Annotated in this window: 12 protein-coding genes; all 12 read left to right on the forward strand. The window is 50.4% G+C overall.

The window, feature by feature from the left end; all coding sequences use genetic code 11:
• The 12 genes from ACFS7Z_RS09955 (at position 1) to ACFS7Z_RS10010 (ending at position 17,469) form a co-directional block, all read left to right on the forward strand.
• Positions 1–1,836 carry a RagB/SusD family nutrient uptake outer membrane protein gene (locus ACFS7Z_RS09955; RefSeq protein WP_377483937.1) on the forward strand — a complete coding sequence of 612 codons (1,836 nt, stop codon included), beginning with the start codon at positions 1–3 and terminating at the stop codon, positions 1,834–1,836.
• Positions 1,837–1,953: 117 nt separating this feature from the next.
• Entirely contained in the window at positions 1,954–3,546 is a 1,593-nt protein-coding gene (locus tag ACFS7Z_RS09960) for a DUF5123 domain-containing protein (RefSeq protein WP_377483939.1), read from the forward strand.
• 67 nt (positions 3,547–3,613) lie between these two features.
• Complete coding sequence (locus tag ACFS7Z_RS09965) at positions 3,614–5,107, forward strand: pectate lyase family protein (RefSeq protein ID WP_377483941.1); 1,494 nt, start codon at positions 3,614–3,616, stop codon at positions 5,105–5,107.
• A 99-nt stretch (positions 5,108–5,206) separates the two neighbouring features.
• Positions 5,207–6,490: a DUF4861 domain-containing protein gene (locus ACFS7Z_RS09970; RefSeq protein ID WP_377483943.1), complete on the forward strand. Its 1,284-nt coding sequence runs from the start codon at positions 5,207–5,209 to the stop codon at positions 6,488–6,490.
• A gap of 40 nt (positions 6,491–6,530) precedes the next feature.
• The gene (locus tag ACFS7Z_RS09975) at positions 6,531–7,940 is read left to right on the forward strand and encodes a pectate lyase family protein (RefSeq protein WP_377483945.1); all 1,410 of its coding nucleotides are present in this window, start codon (positions 6,531–6,533) and stop codon (positions 7,938–7,940) included.
• The gene (locus ACFS7Z_RS09980) at positions 7,937–8,881 is read left to right on the forward strand and encodes a pectinesterase family protein (RefSeq protein ID WP_377483948.1); all 945 of its coding nucleotides are present in this window, start codon (positions 7,937–7,939) and stop codon (positions 8,879–8,881) included. Before ACFS7Z_RS09975 ends, ACFS7Z_RS09980 begins: the two co-directional genes overlap by 4 nt.
• A gap of 150 nt (positions 8,882–9,031) precedes the next feature.
• Complete coding sequence (locus tag ACFS7Z_RS09985; protein WP_377483950.1) at positions 9,032–10,264, forward strand: glycoside hydrolase family 88/105 protein; 1,233 nt, start codon at positions 9,032–9,034, stop codon at positions 10,262–10,264.
• Between the two features lie 94 nt (positions 10,265–10,358).
• Positions 10,359–11,345 carry a pectinesterase family protein gene (locus tag ACFS7Z_RS09990; RefSeq protein ID WP_377483952.1) on the forward strand — a complete coding sequence of 329 codons (987 nt, stop codon included), beginning with the start codon at positions 10,359–10,361 and terminating at the stop codon, positions 11,343–11,345.
• A gap of 62 nt (positions 11,346–11,407) precedes the next feature.
• Positions 11,408–13,126 carry a glycoside hydrolase family 43 protein gene (locus ACFS7Z_RS09995; protein WP_377483955.1) on the forward strand — a complete coding sequence of 573 codons (1,719 nt, stop codon included), beginning with the start codon at positions 11,408–11,410 and terminating at the stop codon, positions 13,124–13,126.
• A gap of 12 nt (positions 13,127–13,138) precedes the next feature.
• The gene (locus tag ACFS7Z_RS10000; protein ID WP_377483957.1) at positions 13,139–14,911 is read left to right on the forward strand and encodes a glycoside hydrolase family 28 protein; all 1,773 of its coding nucleotides are present in this window, start codon (positions 13,139–13,141) and stop codon (positions 14,909–14,911) included.
• Between the two features lie 486 nt (positions 14,912–15,397).
• Entirely contained in the window at positions 15,398–16,561 is a 1,164-nt protein-coding gene (pelA, locus tag ACFS7Z_RS10005) for a pectate lyase (protein WP_377483959.1), read from the forward strand.
• 134 nt (positions 16,562–16,695) lie between these two features.
• Positions 16,696–17,469, forward strand: a complete 774-nt coding sequence (locus tag ACFS7Z_RS10010; protein WP_377483961.1) for a rhamnogalacturonan acetylesterase — start codon at positions 16,696–16,698, stop codon at positions 17,467–17,469.
• Positions 17,470–17,478: the final 9 nt, after the last annotated feature.

Consider the following 17,478-nt stretch of genomic DNA (forward strand, 5'->3'; position numbering starts at 1 on the left):
ATGAAAAAGATATTCTTATATAGCGCTGCGGCAGTGGCCATGTTCTTCGCTTCATGCGATGATTATTTAGAAACAGATTCCCCCTCGTCTTTCAGCCAGGATTACATCTTTAGTAACGAAGCCGATGCAGCAAAGGCTGTTTACGGTATCTATGCGCTCTTTAATCAGGATGCCTATACGTCCAGGCTCTCCAGTAACTTCATGGGGAATACGGACACGGAGATGGGAGGCGTGAGTGCCTCACCGGACAATAACCGGCGTGATATCTGGTCTTTTGAGGCTACGGCCGGTAACCCGGATGTGCGGGTGGTCTGGAACAATGCCTATAATGCCATCAACAGGGCAAACGAAGCCATCGAAGGAATTGAAAGCAGTGAGCTATACAAGCAGGGCAACCCCATGATGAAGCACCTACGGGGAGAGGCGCTGGCTTTGCGGGCGCACTGGTATTATTACCTGGTGAACCTGTGGGGCGATGTGCCTTTCAAGACAACTCCTACCAAGGCAGGAGATGAGTTTTACTTGCCTAAAACGGACAGAAACGAGATCCTGACGCACCTGATCAACGACTTAAGGGAGGCAGAGCCTGACATGTTGTGGGCTGACCAGTTGGATTACGGTATTGAGCGCGTGAACAGAGAGTTTGTGATGGGCCTGATCGCCCGTCTTTCAATGACGCGTGGCGGTTACGCTGTTTATCCTGATATGTCTGCAAAGAGAAGTGCGGATTATCTGGAGTATTATGCAATAGCCAACGAGTATGCCAAGAAGCTGATCAACCTGAAACCTCATGTGCTGACACCGGACTTCGGGAAAGTGTTCCGAAACCAGGTGGAGTACATCTCTCCTGAAAATGAGGATGTACTCTTTGAGGTTGCCTTTCACCCTGGTTTTGGTGACGTAGCCTGGAACAATGGTGTTCGTGTGGATGGCGGTACCCACCCCTATGGCTCAGGCTCTAACTATGTCAGCATTCCGGCAAGCTACTACTACTCGTTCGATACCTTGGATACACGCCAGGCAGTAACGGGGTCGCTGGTATACTATGATAAGGAACTGCTGGAGCAACCGGTAAATGTGGCCTCGATAGCACCTGGTAAGTGGAATCGCCTTTGGCTACAGACACCCCCGGGAGCAGCAACAGCCAAAGGTACCGGTGTAAACTGGCCTGTGATGCGGTATGCTGATGTGCTGCTGCTGTTGGCTGAGTCAGAAAATGAACTGAACGGACCAACAGGCGTGGCAGTAGATGCCCTGAAGCAAGTGCGCCAGCGGGCATTTAAGCAGGAAAACTGGGCAGAAAAAGTAGATGCCTATGTAAGTCAGGCAGCAGGCAGCAAAGACGCTTTTTTCCGGGCTATTGTAGATGAAAGAGCATGGGAGTTTGGTGCTGAGGGTATCCGGAAGTACGACCTGATCCGCTGGAACCTGTATGGTGAGAAGATAGCTGAGACAAAAGAAACCCTCATACAGATGGGACTGGATACCTATAATGGAGTAGGTAAATACAGCTATCTGCCTGAATTTCTTTATTACAAACGCAACGCTGATGGTAGTATCACTTTCTTGAATAAGTTCAGAGACGTTGACCCAGCCGCTATTCCTGTTGTTGATTCCCCGAACAAGGGAGATAACCCTGACGGGTACTTCAGGCACACATGGCTCAGAGGTAACATCAACACGACTACCATGGAACCTGCCGACTACATACAAAGAAACTGGAGAGGCTACCGCGATGATACAGGTGTATCGCCTGTGCGCTACATTCTGCCTATCCCGAGCGAGACTGTTATCGGTAGTTTGGGAGTGTTAACCAACGACGGCTATGGGTTCTAAATGACCCCTTTGTTCCGGTTAATCAACTATAAAGCAAGGCTCCGGTGCCAGCACAGTGTGTGCAGGCGGCACTGGAGAACATATGAAAGTTTGTCCGTCTACTAAAAACCATTGGCGATGAATAAAAAGTACTTTAAGATACAGAATATATTTTTCGGCTTGTTTGCAGCAGTGCTGTTGCTGACCGCCTGTGAAAAGGAAGAAGAACTGGTAGGACCTGACCGGCTTTTCAGGCCAGTACAGAAAGGGCTGATGGAGTCCCAGGGGAACTGGATCATGGCTTCCTGGCAAAAGAACAAGGATGCGGTGTCTTATAAAGTGGAAATCAGCCGTGACACGTTCAAAACAATCGATCTGTCACTGGAGGTTGACACGACCACAGTGTTGCTGGAAGATCTGGAATGGGATCAGCTGTATCAGATTCAGGTGCAGGCATTGGCTGCAGATCCGTCCAAGAACTCCGGAATGGCCTATCTGGGAGAAATGAAAACGGCGAAGTTTCCAACCATTCTCATCGCTCCTTCAGCGAATGATGTGACTGATGGTTCTGCTTTAGTGCGTTGGACCAACAGCGGGGAAACAGTCACCTCCCTTAAAGTGCTGCGGGCAGATGATCAGTCCCTGGTAAAAGAGGTAGCGCTAACGGAAGAGGATGTCGCTAATCAGTTTAAAGTCATCAATGGTTTAACAGGTGCAACAGAGTATGTAATCTATGCTTACAGTGGTGAAACATTACGTGGATGGGAGAATTACACAACGAAAGCGTCGCAGGTATACCCGGGTAGCCACATCATTGACCTGAGAGGCATTGAGGACAATCCGGCTATTCTGCAGGAAACACTGCAGGGCGATGTGCCTTCCGGTAGTGTGATCATTTTGCAGAGAGGACAGACCTACACCATATCTTCTACAACTTTATTGAGGGGTTCCGTTACGATTGTGAGTGGACTGGGCTTTGAGCCTGTTGCGAAAATCAAGTTCAGCAGCAACTTTGACTTTGAGGCTGGCAGCACAGTGGACTCTGTTAAATTCAGCAACCTGTCGATGAGTGGCGACTTCGGCGGCGGCTATGTAATGAATATCGACAAGCAAACCACTGTCGGCAAGATCATCTTCAATGCAACTGATATCAAAAGCTTCAGGGGTGTTGTTAGAATAAAGTCCTCTTCTCCGGTGCTTGTTTCAAACTTCACGATCAATAACAGTGTGATTGACAGCGTTAACGGCTACGGCATTCTGAATGTAGACAATACAGCTGCTAGAGTGGAGAACGTTAAAATTCTGAACAGCACCATCTATAAAGTACAAAACGTATTAGTGAGCAAGTCCGGTTCTAACTCTGTGCTCATCAAGAATGTCACGTTTAACGAGGCTCCTTTAAGCGGCAACTACCTGGTAAACTATAACAGCAACGATGTAACAGGCAACATCAAAATCCACGACAGCATATTGGGTATAGGCTGGGCTAAAGTTGGGGAGACAGCTACAGCTGTAAGAGGTGTGAAAGCCGGCGGCAGTACAAGTATCGATGCAATGGGTACCTATAGCACGTCAGACTACAGTGCAACATCGAACGAACTGCCGAACCTGATTTCCTATGGCAGAGAGCACACGTACCTGTTCCAGGATCCGGCAAACGGAGACTTCACGCTCATGGACAGAACCTTTGGAGGTTACAACAGTGCCGGCGACCCGCGCTGGAGACCATAAATCCTCTACGTGATAACATGGTGCAGCCCGAACTACTGCACCATGTTACTTTACTCCCGACACGAAAATGCCCTCACTTAAATTGAAGTATCTTTTCCTAGTGATAGCAACTGCCTTGTCTTTTACCCTGGCAAACTGCAAAAGCAAGCAAGATGAGCCTGCGCCGGTAGTAGAAGAACCTGTGGCGGAGGCTGGCCCTACACCTGTAAGCGAGAATGCGCTGGCCTTTCCGGGGGCAGAGGGCTTCGGCAAAGATGCCACAGGCGGCCGTGGTGGGAAGGTGATAAAAGTAACGAACCTGAACGATTCCGGAGCAGGCAGTTTACGGGCAGCCATTACAGCAACAGGTGCCCGCATCATCCTATTCGAGGTTTCTGGTACGATAGAGCTGAAATCAAACCTGAACATCGATAACAATGATATTACGATTGCAGGGCAAACAGCACCCGGCGACGGTATCACGCTTAAGAATTATCCTGTTGTTGTCAATGCTGATAATGTGGTCCTGCGTTTCATGCGTTTCCGGATGGGCGATGAGGCACAGCAGGAGGCGGATGCACTTGGAGGGAGGTTTCATAAAGACATTATAGTAGACCATTGCTCCATGAGTTGGTCTACCGACGAGTGTGTGTCATTTTACGGCAATGAGAATTTTACCCTGCAGTGGAGCATAATCTCGGAAAGCCTGCTTAATTCTGCGCACGCCAAGGGAGCACACGGGTACGGCGGTATCTGGGGCGGTAAGAATGCTTCGTTCCATCATAACCTGCTGGCGCACCACGACAGCCGGAATCCACGACTAGGTGAGGAGGCTGGCAAAGCCTATACTTTAACTGACCTGGTGGATTTACGGAACAACGTGATTTACAACTGGGGGAATAACAGTGCTTACGGAGGCGAAGCCATGAACGTGAACATGGTGAACAATTACTACAAACCAGGCCCGGTAACCACAAAAAAAGAACGCATCCTTTCTATCGATAAAAATAAAAATGCCGGCACCGAAGTGTATGATGTGTGGGGCAAGTTCTACATCAACGGGAATAATGTGGAAGGCAGCACCAGAGCCACAAACGACAACTGGACCTACGGCGTGGCCAATCAGTTCCACAACAGCTACGGAACAGTGCCGGAAGCTGAAAAAGCAGCCATGAGGCTTTCAGAGCCACATCCTATTCAAAACAACGTCACGACCCACACAGCAGAGACCGCCTACCAGCGGGTGTTGGCGTATGGGGGTGCTTCTCTTAAACGGGATGCCGTAGACAGCCGCGTAATAGAAAACGTACAAAACGGTTCCTTCACTGCGCCGGGTTCTAATGGCAGCAACAATGGCATCATCGACAGCCAACAGGACGTGGGTGGTTGGCCTGAACTAATATCACTTCCTGCACCAGTGGATAGTGATAATGACGGCATGCCGGATGATTGGGAGAAAGCACAAAAGCTGGACCCGGCTAAAGCCAATGCCAATGGCAGAAGCCTGAGCACCGCCTACGATAACATTGAAGTGTACATCAACAGCCTAGTAAAGGACATTGTTGAAGCCCAGGTAAACTAGTAAGGTGGCGAAAAACCTCGCAGCGTGCGCAGCTCCTGCGAGTGTCTGAACAGGAAACCGCTGCTAAAAGAGAAAGAAAAGATTTTCAAATAAAGAATCATGAAAGGAAAGGTAACGTTCTTTTTGTTAATGCTTTCGCTGCTAAGCGCAGGAAGTGTAAATGCCCAAAACCTGAAAAAGGAGTTTCCAAAGTCTTTCACCATCACGGTAAGCAACCCCTTGCATCAACAGCGGGAGGATGTGATGGTAATGGTGGAAGGAGATGAAATAAGCAAGCGCGTGGCTGCTTTCAATCCGCAGGCTTTCATAGTGCTGGATGGTAAAAAAGAAATCCCGAGCCAGTACAACCTGAAAGACAGCGAGAACAAAGGCATTGTGGTGGTGCTCGACAAACTGGCTCCCAAAGCCTCCCAAAAGCTGACCATCCGCTACAACGAAAACGGAGTCTCGAACCGCAACTATACCAAGCGCACGCAGGCAGAACTCTCGCACAAAGTAGCCGGCGAGTTCCGGGACCGCAAATACATTGGAGGCGAGTTCAGGAATGTAGATTCTCTGCGTGTGCCTGCAGAACATACCGACCACTCCAACTTCATACGCTACGAAGGTCCGGGCTGGGAATCAGATAAGGTAGGCTACAGGTTCTACCTCGACTGGCGCAACGGCACAGATGTATTTGGCAAGAAAACCAACGACATGGTGCTGCAGCAGGTAGGGCAGGACGGGTTCGACTCTTACCACAACGAACAGCCCTGGGGCATGGATGTGCTGAAGGTAGGGGAGGCTCTGGGTGTAGGCACCCTGGCCATGTTCCACAATGGAAAGGCAAACCGCATGGCTCAAACAGATAGCATGATCAGCGTGATAACCGAAAACGGTGATGTGTATTCTTCTATCCGCACAGGATACCACGGCTGGAAAATTGCAGGCATGAAGCTGGATGTGAACTCGCAACTGAGCATACCGGCAGGCAGCCGTATGACGCATCACCAGGTTAGAGTAAAAGGAGGGACGCCGGAGAACCTGAGCACAGGTATCATCAAAGACAAAAGAACCAACCTGCATACCAGCCCCGGCTCAGACAATGCCTGGGGCTATGTGGCCAGTTACGGCAAGCAAAGCCTGAACGGAGAAGGGGATAACCTCGGAATAGCCGTTCTGTTCTCCCCGAAGGATTTGATGGAAATCACGGAGGATAAACACAGCCATGTGGTGAAGCTAAAGCCATCGGATAACAAAGTGGAATATTATTTCCTGGCAGCCTGGGAGCTGGAGCCAGAGGGTATAAAGACCGAAGAGCAGTTTAAGCAGTACCTCCAGAAAACCGCTCAGGAACTCGCCAACCCGGTGCAGGTTCGCTTCGCTTCCAGGCCAAAATTATAAGCTCCGGAAGCAGCATTGATAAAGATTTTGCTCAGATAACATGAATAAAAAACACACTGTAACACGTCTTGCTACTTTTTGCCTGGGGCTTCAACTGATAGGTACTTCTGCCTGTTCGCATCAACCTGCCGCAAGTACAGTTGCACCAGCAGTGGAAGCACCTGTTAGCAATCCGGCACAGGCTCTGGCCTTCCCGGGAGCAGAAGGCTTTGGGAAGCATACTACAGGCGGGCGCGGCGGTGAGGTTGTGGTCGTAACGAACCTGAACGATGAGGGCCACGGTAGTTTGCGGGAAGCTATCCGGAAAAAAGGGCCCCGTACAGTGGTATTTGCCGTGTCTGGTTACATCGACCTAAAGTCACCACTGGACATCAACAACAGCGATATTACGATTGCAGGGCAATCGGCTCCGGGTGACGGTATAACACTGCGCTATTACCCCATGAACATCAAGGCGGATAACGTCATCGTGCGTTACCTGCGCTTCCGGATGGGTGATGTGGCAGGCGTACAGGCCGATGCGCTGGGGGCAAACAAGGGGAAAAATAATATTATCGTGGATCATTGCTCGATGGGATGGGCGACAGATGAAAGCGGGTCTTTTTATGAGAATAAAAACTTTACCCTGCAGTGGTGTATCATTTCAGAGAGCCTGAACCAATCCGTGCACGCCAAAGGTGACCACGGCTACGGTGGTATATGGGGTGGCGTAGGTGCATCATTCCACCACAACCTGATAGCGAACCACATGAGCCGTATGCCGCGCTTTAGCGGGTCCAGGACAACCGCAAATTCCCCGGATGAACTTGTCGACTTCCGAAACAACGTGATCTACAACTGGGGCGGCAACAACGTGTATGGGGGTGAAAAAGGCCGCTACAACATGGTGAACAATTACTATAAACCCGGCCCTGCCACACCGGAGTCAAAGAAAGACAGACTACTTGAGCCCTATGCACCTTACGGCCAGTTCTACCTGGCAGGAAACGTGATGGAGGGAAACCCGGAGATTACACAGTATAATGCCCTCGGAGTGAGTATGGAACACCCTGATTCGGCTTTGGTTGGTAATGCATTTGAAACAGCTGCTGTACGCGATCAGACAGCAAAAGAGGCTTATGAGCTGGTGCTGGCAAATGCCGGGGCAAGCCTGAAGCGCGACAAGGTAGATGAGCGCATCCTGCAGGAAGTGCGGGAGAACAATCCGGCAAGCGGCAAAAAGAAGAACGGCATCATCGATTCGCAGCAGGATGTGGGTGGGTGGCCGGAGCTAAAATCTGCAGTAGCCCCGGCCGATAAAGACCAGGACGGAATGCCGGATGAGTGGGAGAGAAAGCAAAAGCTGAATCCTGCCAGTGCTGCAGATGCCGCTGCCAATACATTGGATAAGCAGTACACGAACATAGAATTATACCTGAATAGCCTTATCAACAAAAAAGAGAAAATATGAAGGTATTGGCCACTTTGCTTTTCTTTCTGAGCATGTTGTCTGTTCAGGCACAACAGCAGCGGCTGGTGGTGGCGCTGGATGGCAGCGGCGACTATACTTCGATACAGGCTGCTGTGGATGCGGTGCGGGCTTTCCCCCTGGAGCGCGTTGAGATATTTATCCGGAAGGGCGTGTACCGGGAGAAAATTGTGGTGCCTTCCTGGAAAACGAGCATCTCCTTCATAGGAGAAAGCAAGGAGAACACGATTATCAGGTGGGGCGATTATTCCGGTAAAGGCGATATCAACACCTTCACCTCTTATACCGTGCTTGTGCAGGGCAACGGCTTCAGGGCCAAAAACATTACCTTCGAGAATACTGCCGGCCCGGTGGGGCAGGCTGTCGCACTGCACGTGGAGGCGGACCGCTGTGTGTTTGAAAACTGCAACATCATCGGAAACCAGGATACGCTATATGCGGGAGTAGACAACAGTCGCCAGTATTATAAAGACTGCTACATTGAGGGCACAACAGACTTTATTTTCGGACCTGCCACGGCAGTGTTCGAGAACTGCACCATCCATTGTAAAAAGAATTCCTACATCACAGCGGCCTCTACACCCCAGGGGCAGGACTTCGGTTTTGTTTTCCTGAACTGCACCGTCACCGCCTCTGACGAAGCACTTAAGGTATACCTGGGTCGCCCCTGGAGACCATTCGCCAAAACGGTATTCATCAATACCACCCTCGGTAACCACATCAGGCCTGAAGGCTGGCATAACTGGAGCAAGCCTGAGGCGGAGAAAACGACGTTTTATGCGGAGTACAGATCCAAAGGACCGGGCGCTTCCTCCAAGGCCAGGGTGACGTGGTCGAAGCAGCTGACAGCAAAAGAAGTGAAGAGATATAAGGTCAAACAGATACTATCCGGGGATGACGGGTGGCAGATAAATGGTGAGTGAGCAGTTAAATAACATTTTTTTTATTATATTGTGCAATCGATTGCTCAAAACCTGCTGGCCTATCATCCGGAAGCAAGGGCTTGCTTCCCAAATATGCCTCGGCGCTGTCGGTAACAAACAGAAATATATAGCATACTTAAACACAAGAAGATGCAGCTTACAAAATTCGCTTTACCCATTCTGCTGCTGTTGGCTTCTGCCTGTGGCTCCGGCAAGTCATCAACAGAAACGGCCGGTCAGGAAACAGCTACCGCCACAGAGATACCTTACTCTGTCTGGATGGCAGACTCCGACATAAAACGAAATCCGGAAGGCTGGATGATCGATTTTAAGGAGAAGCCGAAGTGGGACTATACACAGGGCCTGTTCGCCAGTGCCATTGAGAGGGTGTATGAGAAAACCGATGATCAGAAATACCTGGACTACATACAGGCATTTGCCGACACCATGATCAGCGAGGACGGCAGCATCATGACCTACAAAAAGACTGACTATAACATCGACCGCGTGAATCCGGGTAAGTTCCTGATGGAGCTCTATAAGGAGACAGGCGACGAAAAATATAAGCTGGCGGTAGAGAACCTGCGCGACCAGATGCGCACGCACCCGCGTACATCTGAAGGCGGTTTCTGGCATAAGAAAATATACCCGCACCAGATGTGGCTCGATGGCCTGTACATGGCTGCTCCCTTCCTGGCACAGTACGCAGTTGAATTTAACGAGCCTGCTCTTTTCGATGAGGTAGCGAAGCAAATTGTATTGGTGGATAAAAACACCTGGGATGCAGAAGCTGGTCTATGGCGCCACGGCTGGGATGAGAGCAGAGAGCAAAAGTGGGCAGACCCTGAAACCGGACAAGCACCGAATGTATGGGGCCGCGCCATGGGCTGGTATGCCATGGCTTTAGTAGATGTGCTGGACTATCTCCCAAAGGACCATCCGAAGCGTGACGAGGTGCTGCAGATTACACAGAAAATGGCAAAAGCCATTACGCAGTACCAGGACGAGGAAACCGGCGTTTGGTGGCAGGTGGTGAACATGGGCGGCAGAGAAGGCAATTACCTGGAGTCTTCTGCTTCCAGCATGTTTACCTACTTCCTGGTGAAGGCCGCTAAAAAAGGCTACATCGACCAGAAGTACATGCAGAACGCCCAGAAAGCGTATACCGGCATCCTGAACAACTTCATAGAAAAGAATGACGATGGCACTATCAGCATCACGCATGTGTGTGCGGTGGCAGGCCTTGGTGGCGACCCTTACCGGGATGGAACCTATGAATACTACATCAACGAAGAGCGCCGCAACAACGACCCGAAAGCAGTAGCACCGTTTATCATGGCCTCGCTAGAGTTTGAAGAACTGAACAAGACAGCATCGAACTAACTGATTTTTCAGCATGCTTTCTTGCAAGTCCCCTTCAAAAGGGGACAAAGGTGAGTCTTACCAATCATTTTTTGATGTCAGCAACCCAACTACTATGACTATCCAGAAACACACCTCTTTACTTATTTTATTGCTCTGCCTGGTGCTGACAAGTGTGCAGGCGCAGCAGTATGATTTTGTAGTGGCCAAAGACGGAAGCGGTGATTTCAAAACAGTGCAGGAGGCAATCAATGCAGTGCCTGATTTCAGAAAGAACCAAACTACTGTTTTCATCAAAAACGGGGTGTATAAAGAGAAACTGGTGCTGCCACCTTCCAAAACTGCTGTAAAGTTTGTGGGCGAGGATGTTCAGAAAACCATTCTGACGCACGACGACTATGCGGCTAAGAAAAACCGGTTTGGTGAAGAGATGGGCACCACCGGTTCCACCAGTTTCTATGTTTTTGGTGATGATTTTACAGCAGAGAACATCACCTTCGAGAACTCTGCCGGACCAGTAGGGCAAGCCGTGGCGGTACGCGTGGACGGCGACAAGGTAATGTTTACCAACTGCCGCTTTCTAGGTTACCAGGATACGCTGTACCCGCATGGCGAAAAGAGCCGCCAATACTATAAGAACTGCTACATTGAGGGTACCACTGATTTTATTTTCGGCTGGTCTACTGCTGTTTTTGAGAACTGCGAGATCTATTCTAAAGAGGGCGGGAGCTACATTACGGCTGCCTCTACTTTAGAAGGAACACCTTATGGCTTCGTTTTCCTGAACTGCCGCCTTACGGGCAACGCGCCTGCCAACTCATACTACCTAGGCAGACCCTGGAGACCTTATGCCAAAACAGTGTTCATCAACACACACATGGGCAACCACATTAAACCGGAAGGTTGGCACAACTGGAACAAGCCGGATGCTGAGAAAACCACTTTCTACGCGGAGTATAACTCCAGAGGTCCGGGGGCAGCGCCTGCTAAGCGCGTTAAATGGGCGCACATCCTCACAAAAGAGCAAGCCGGGGCTTACACGCTGGAGAAGATATTCGGAGACTGGGAACCGGGTAAGCCGACAGCCTCGGCCAGCAAATAGAAAAGCATCTGCCGTATGCGCAGGAGCTATAGTATGACTAACCATTGCAGAACCCGTTTATCATGACGCACAATCGCTTTTTCCTGTATGCCAGTTTAGCACTTTCCTGCTGGAGCTACTCCTGCTCGTCAGGTATCACGCAAAGCAAGACCACCGGGAATACCACGGCAGCTACCCCCACACAGGCTACGGCAGAGGTTTCTAAAGTATGGGTGGCAGATAAGGGAGATGGTACCTACCAGAATCCGATTATTCACGCCGACTACTCTGACCCGGATGTGTGCCGCGTGGGCGATTACTATTACATGACTTCTTCCAGTTTCAACGCGGCTCCCGGTCTGCAGATACTGCACTCCAACGACCTGGTGAACTGGAAAATCATCGGCTATGCCCTGGACCGTAACACACCCCTTGAGCATTTCGCGAAGCCACAGCATGGCAACGGGGTGTGGGCACCCGCTATCCGGCACCACAACGGCGAATTTTACATTTACTGGGGCGATCCGGACTACGGCATTTACATGGTCAAGACCAAAGACCCGGCAGGGCAGTGGGAAGAGCCGGTGCTGGTACAAGCGGGCAAAGGCCTCATCGACTCCTGCCCACTGTGGGATGAAGACGGTAAAGCTTACCTCGTGCATGCCTATGCAGGCAGCCGCGCAGGCATCAAAAGTATACTGGTGGTGCACAGAATGAGCCCGGATGGCACAAAGCTGCTGGATGATGGCGTGATGGTATTCGACGGGCACGACAACCACCCGACAGTAGAAGGCCCTAAGTTTTACAAGCGCAACGGTTACTACTATATTTTTGCCCCGGCAGGAGGCGTGTCCACGGGCTGGCAACTGGTGCTGCGCTCTAAAAACGTGTATGGCCCTTATGAGGAGAAGATTGTGATGGACCAGGGCAACACCAGTATCAACGGTCCGCACCAGGGGGCTTGGGTGAACACCCCAACAGCTGAAGACTGGTTTTTCCATTTCCAGGATGTGGAGGCTTACGGCCGCATAGTACACCTGCAGCCCATGAAGTGGGTGAACGACTGGCCGGTGATTGGCGTGGACAAAGACGGTGATGGCAAAGGCGAACCGGTGATGACCTATAAAAAGCCGGATGTGGGCAAAACCTATCCTGTCGTGACGCCGCAGGAATCGGATGAGTTTGATGGGAACGGGCTGGGCCTGCAGTGGCAGTGGCATGCAAACCCGAAAGCGACCTGGGCTTTTGCAACAGGAAGCAAGGGAGCATTGCGCCTGTTCACAGACCAGCTCCCGGAAGACTACAAGAATTTCTGGGATGTGCCGAACCTGCTGTTGCAGAAGTTCCCTGCCGAAACCTTCACCGCGACCACTAAACTCAAATTCACTCCTAATCCAAAGCTGGAGAACGAGCGCACCGGCCTGCTAGTGATGGGCGAAGACTATGCGCACCTCTCCCTTGTGAGTAAGAAAGACGGCATCTACCTGGCCTACACTACGGTAGACGATGCGCACAAAGGCACACCGGAAAGTGAACAACTCCTGGGGAAACTGAACGGCAATGAAGTATACCTGCGGGTAAATGTGGACAAAGGCGCCCAGTGCCAGTTCAGTTACAGCGAAAACGGAAATGACTTCAAAAAGGTAGGTAGCCCCTTCACGGCTGTTCCGGGCCGTTGGATAGGCGCCAAAGTTGGCATTTTTGCCACCCGGAAAGATGTGATCAACGACGCCGGCTACGCTGATTACGATTGGTTCAGAATTACTCCAAATACATCCTCTACCTTCCAAAGCAAGAAATAAATACAATAGCATATGAATAAGAAGAAAATATCCGTAAACCGGCTGTTCCTGCTGATTGGCCTTACTGGAGCCCTCCAGTTCTCCTGCCAGCGCCAGCCTTCCGCACAGCCTGAAGCAGCTGTTGCAACAGCAAGCACTGCGACTACTGCAACAGGTGCCAACGCGAATAACAATGTGGAAGCCACTCTCTATGAGGGGCTGGAGTTTGACATGCCGCGTGTGCAGGAGCCTAGCTTCCCGAACTATAGTGTCAGCATTACAGATTTTGGTGCCGTAGGAGATGGCCTTACAAAGAACACGCAGGCCTTTGAGAAAGCCATTGCGGCAGCCGCTGCCAAGGGCGGAGGCAAAGTAACCATACCACGCGGTATGTGGCTGACAGGCCCTATTGTGTTGCAGAACAACATTAACCTGCATGCAGAAGCCGGAGCCATGGTTATCTTCAGCGAAGATTTTGATGATTACCCGCTCGTGAAAACAAGCTTTGAGGGCCTGGAAACCTACCGTTGCCAGTCGCCGATATCGGGCAGAGGTTTGACGAACATTGCCATAACAGGCAAAGGGACTTTCGACGGTTCCGGCGATGCCTGGCGGCCTGTGAAGAAAAGCAAAATGACGGATGCGCAGTGGAAGACCCTGGTGAAATCAGGAGGGGTACTGAGCGATGATGGTAGGATATGGTATCCCTCTGAAAGCTCTAAAAAAGGAGACAGCACCGGTAACTTCAACGTGCCGGACTTTGACAGGATAGAACAGTTTGAAGCCGTGAAAGACTTTATGCGCCCGGTGATGGTGAGCTTGATAGACTGCAAGAAAGTAATGCTGGACGGCCCGACTTTCCAGAACTCACCGGCCTGGAACCTGCACCCGCTCATGAGCGAGGACGTGACCATTCGTAACCTGAATGTGCGCAACCCCTGGTACTCCCAAAATGGTGACGGCCTGGACCTGGAGTCTTGTAAAAACGCTGTTATCTACAACAATACTTTCGATGTGGGCGACGATGCTATCTGCATCAAATCCGGTAAGGATGAAGACGGACGTAAGAGAGGCATGGCTACAGAAAATGTCATCGTGAAGAACAACACCGTGTACCATGGCCATGGTGGCTTTGTGGTCGGCAGCGAGATGTCGGGAGGTGTGAAAAACGTGCATGTGTCTGACTGTATCTTTATGGGCACGGACATCGGCCTTCGCTTTAAGAGCACACGCGGTAGAGGTGGTGTGGTAGAGAACATCTACATCTCCAACATCGATATGATCGACATCCCCACGCAGGCCATCAGCTTTAACCTGTTTTATGGCGGCAACTCGCCTGTGCTGGAAGAAGACCAAAGCGCAGAGACCGAAGCCAGAGTAGAGAAATCTGTTCCGGTAACAGAAGAAACGCCTTCCTTTAAGGACATCTACATGAAGAACATCAGAGTAGCCGGAGCCGAGCAGGCGATTGCTTTGCAGGGCCTGCCAGAAATGAACCTAAAGAACGTAAACATAGAAAACGCTGTCCTGAAAGCGAAGAAAGGCATCACGGCGGTAGACGCTGATGGTATCAACCTGAAGAACGTGAAGGTGATAACCGAAAGCGGCCCTGCCCTCACGATTTACAACAGCAAGAACATTGATGTAAAGGGTCTAACTTATGACGAGAAACAAGGACCGGTAGTAAAAGTGCTGGGCCCACTCACAAAGAATGTAAAACTCGAAAGCAAAGACTTCAAAAACGCGTCGCAGCAGGTATCCAAAGGCAAAGACCTAAGCACCACTGCACTCACAATGGAGCAGTAACATAAGAAGCATAAAGCAGCCTGTGGCTAACTGCTTTCTGTGTATAAGCCTGCTAGCTACTCAGTCAGTTGATATTATACCAATGCATATAAAGCTCCTTTCATAAAGCCAAGCAATTTCTAATGGTTGGCACGGAGTGAATATGTTTCCAGTCTTTGTGTTGAGCGCCTTGTAGATGTTCCGGTGACGAACGCAGTGAGGCAGCCCGAGCAGAGCGAGGGCAGGTTCAGCTACACAGCGCGATGCACAAAGACGAGGCCTCTCGGCCTTGAGAGCACCGACCAAGACAATGAAACGTTAGGTTAGCTGCCGCTGGAAAACCGGTTACAACGGCAGCTTAAACAATCTTACATATTGCCAATTCTGTTACTGTTATGAAATAAGGTGTATGAGAAAAAGTATAAAGGTTATGAAAGTGTTATGAACAGGACTCGCGGTAGGAGAAACCAGAATACTCATAGGCCAGTAAGCCTGGGACAACTGTTTATGTATGTCAAATCAATTGGCGTTTTAAAGCAAGAACTCCGTTCTCTGAAAATCACCGTCATTCCACTAGCATTTTACCTGCTATGCTGCATCTGCTCTACCCCTTGTGCCGGACAAACACAAACTGCGCGTGCTACTGAGTCCATCAGGTGGAGTAGAGAAATATTACAGCAGAAGCCGGACTGGTATTCCGGTTCTGAAGCTGTTCGCATTGCCGATAACCTCCTCTTATATCAGCGCGATAACGGTGGCTGGACTAAGAACACAGATATGGCGAAGGTCTTGTCTGATGAAGAGATAAAGGTACTCATGTCCAAAGCAGAGAAGGAAGACGTTTCGACCATTGACAATGGTGCCACCTTCACGCAGTTGGAATACCTGGCGCGGGTGTATGAGGCTACGGAGCAGAAGAAATACAAGGAAAGCTTTCTGCGGGGGATAGACTACTTGTTGGAAGCTCAATACGAGAATGGCGGGTGGCCCCAGTTCTATCCAATTCGGAGAGGCTATTATGAGCACATCACATTTAACGATGGGGCTATGATCGGAGTGATGCAGCTGTTACGCGATGTAGCGCAGAAAAAGAATCCTTACACCTTTGTAGACCCTGCACGAAGAAACCGGGCAGCTAAAGCCATCGAAAAAGGTTTGCATGTTATTCTGCAAACACAGATAAAAGTAGGTGGCAGATTGACTGCATGGGGTGCACAGCACGACCGCTTCGACTTTAGCCCCCAGAAAGCGCGAGCCTATGAGTTACCATCCATCAGCGGTGGAGAAAGCGTGGGCATTGTAAAATACCTGATGGCAATCGAGAACCCAAGCCCAGATGTGATACGGGCTGTGGAGGGGGCCGTGTCGTGGCTGGATCGGGTGAAGATAACCGGAATCCGGGTGGATAGGGTAAAGGATGCTTCCATGCAGAAAGGCTATAATAAAGTGGTGGTAAAAGACCCCTCGGCACCTCCGCTGTGGGCACGATTTTATGCTATCAAAACAAACCAGCCGATGTTTGTAGGCCGTGATGGAATTGTGCGGGACAAGGTCTCAGAGATAGAAGAGGAGCGAAGAAATGGCTATAGCTGGTACGTCAGTTCCCCGCAGGAGCTGTTGGAGAAAGATTATCCTCAGTGGAAGCGAAAGTGGGGGACAACACAGAAATAAATTGCTTCATGAAATTAAATCCGCTTGCCTTCGCTCCAAAGCAAATGGTAGCGGCTGATAAATAACTCTAAAGCCGCTGGCAGCACAGGTTTAAAAGCTAATCGCTTGATCAACTGTTAACAGGTATGTATGGTATGAAAAAGAAGAACGCAGTAATTTTTAAATACGCTTCAAGATGGGGACTGCTTGTCCTCCTGATGCTCCCGCTGCTAAGCTACATTCAGAAGAAAGAAACCACCATCTTCCTGATAGGAGACTCTACGGTAGCCGACAAGCCTTATAGCAAAGGAAACCCAGAGAAAGGGTGGGGGCAGGTGTTCCCGCTGTACCTGCAGGAAGGCGTGAAAGTAGAGAACCATGCGGTAAACGGCCGGAGCACCAAGAGCTTCCGTGACGAAGGCCGCTGGGACAAAGTGCTGCAAAAGCTGAAGAAGGGCGACTATGTCATCATCGAGTTTGGCCACAACGACCAGAAAAACCAGGACCCTAGCCGTTATGCGGCACCTGAAACAGATTTCCGCCAGAACCTGGAGCGCTATATTTCCGAGACACGGGCAAAGGGAGCCATACCTGTGCTGGCCACGCCCATCGTGCGCAGAAAGTTTGAGAATGGAAGCCTGGTAGACACTCACGGAAAATACCCGGAAGTGGTAAGAGCGGTAGCTGCAAAGCAAAACGTGCCGCTCCTGGATTTAGAGAAACGCACAAGGGAACTGTTGTCCAGGTATGGCGAAGAAAAGTCAAAAGCGCTGTTCCTGCACCTGGAGCCAAACGAGTATGAGTCGCTGCCGGAAGGCCGTTCAGACGATACCCACCTGTCGGCTTATGGCGCTTTTCGGGTAAGCGATTTAGTGGCCGAGGAAATGCAGACAGCCCTGCCTGAACTGGCCAAAAAGCTGAAAAAGTAAGCCCTAATC

Origin of the sequence: Pontibacter toksunensis, assembly GCF_042686245.1 — a bacterium.
GTDB lineage: Bacteria > Bacteroidota > Bacteroidia > Cytophagales > Hymenobacteraceae > Pontibacter > Pontibacter toksunensis.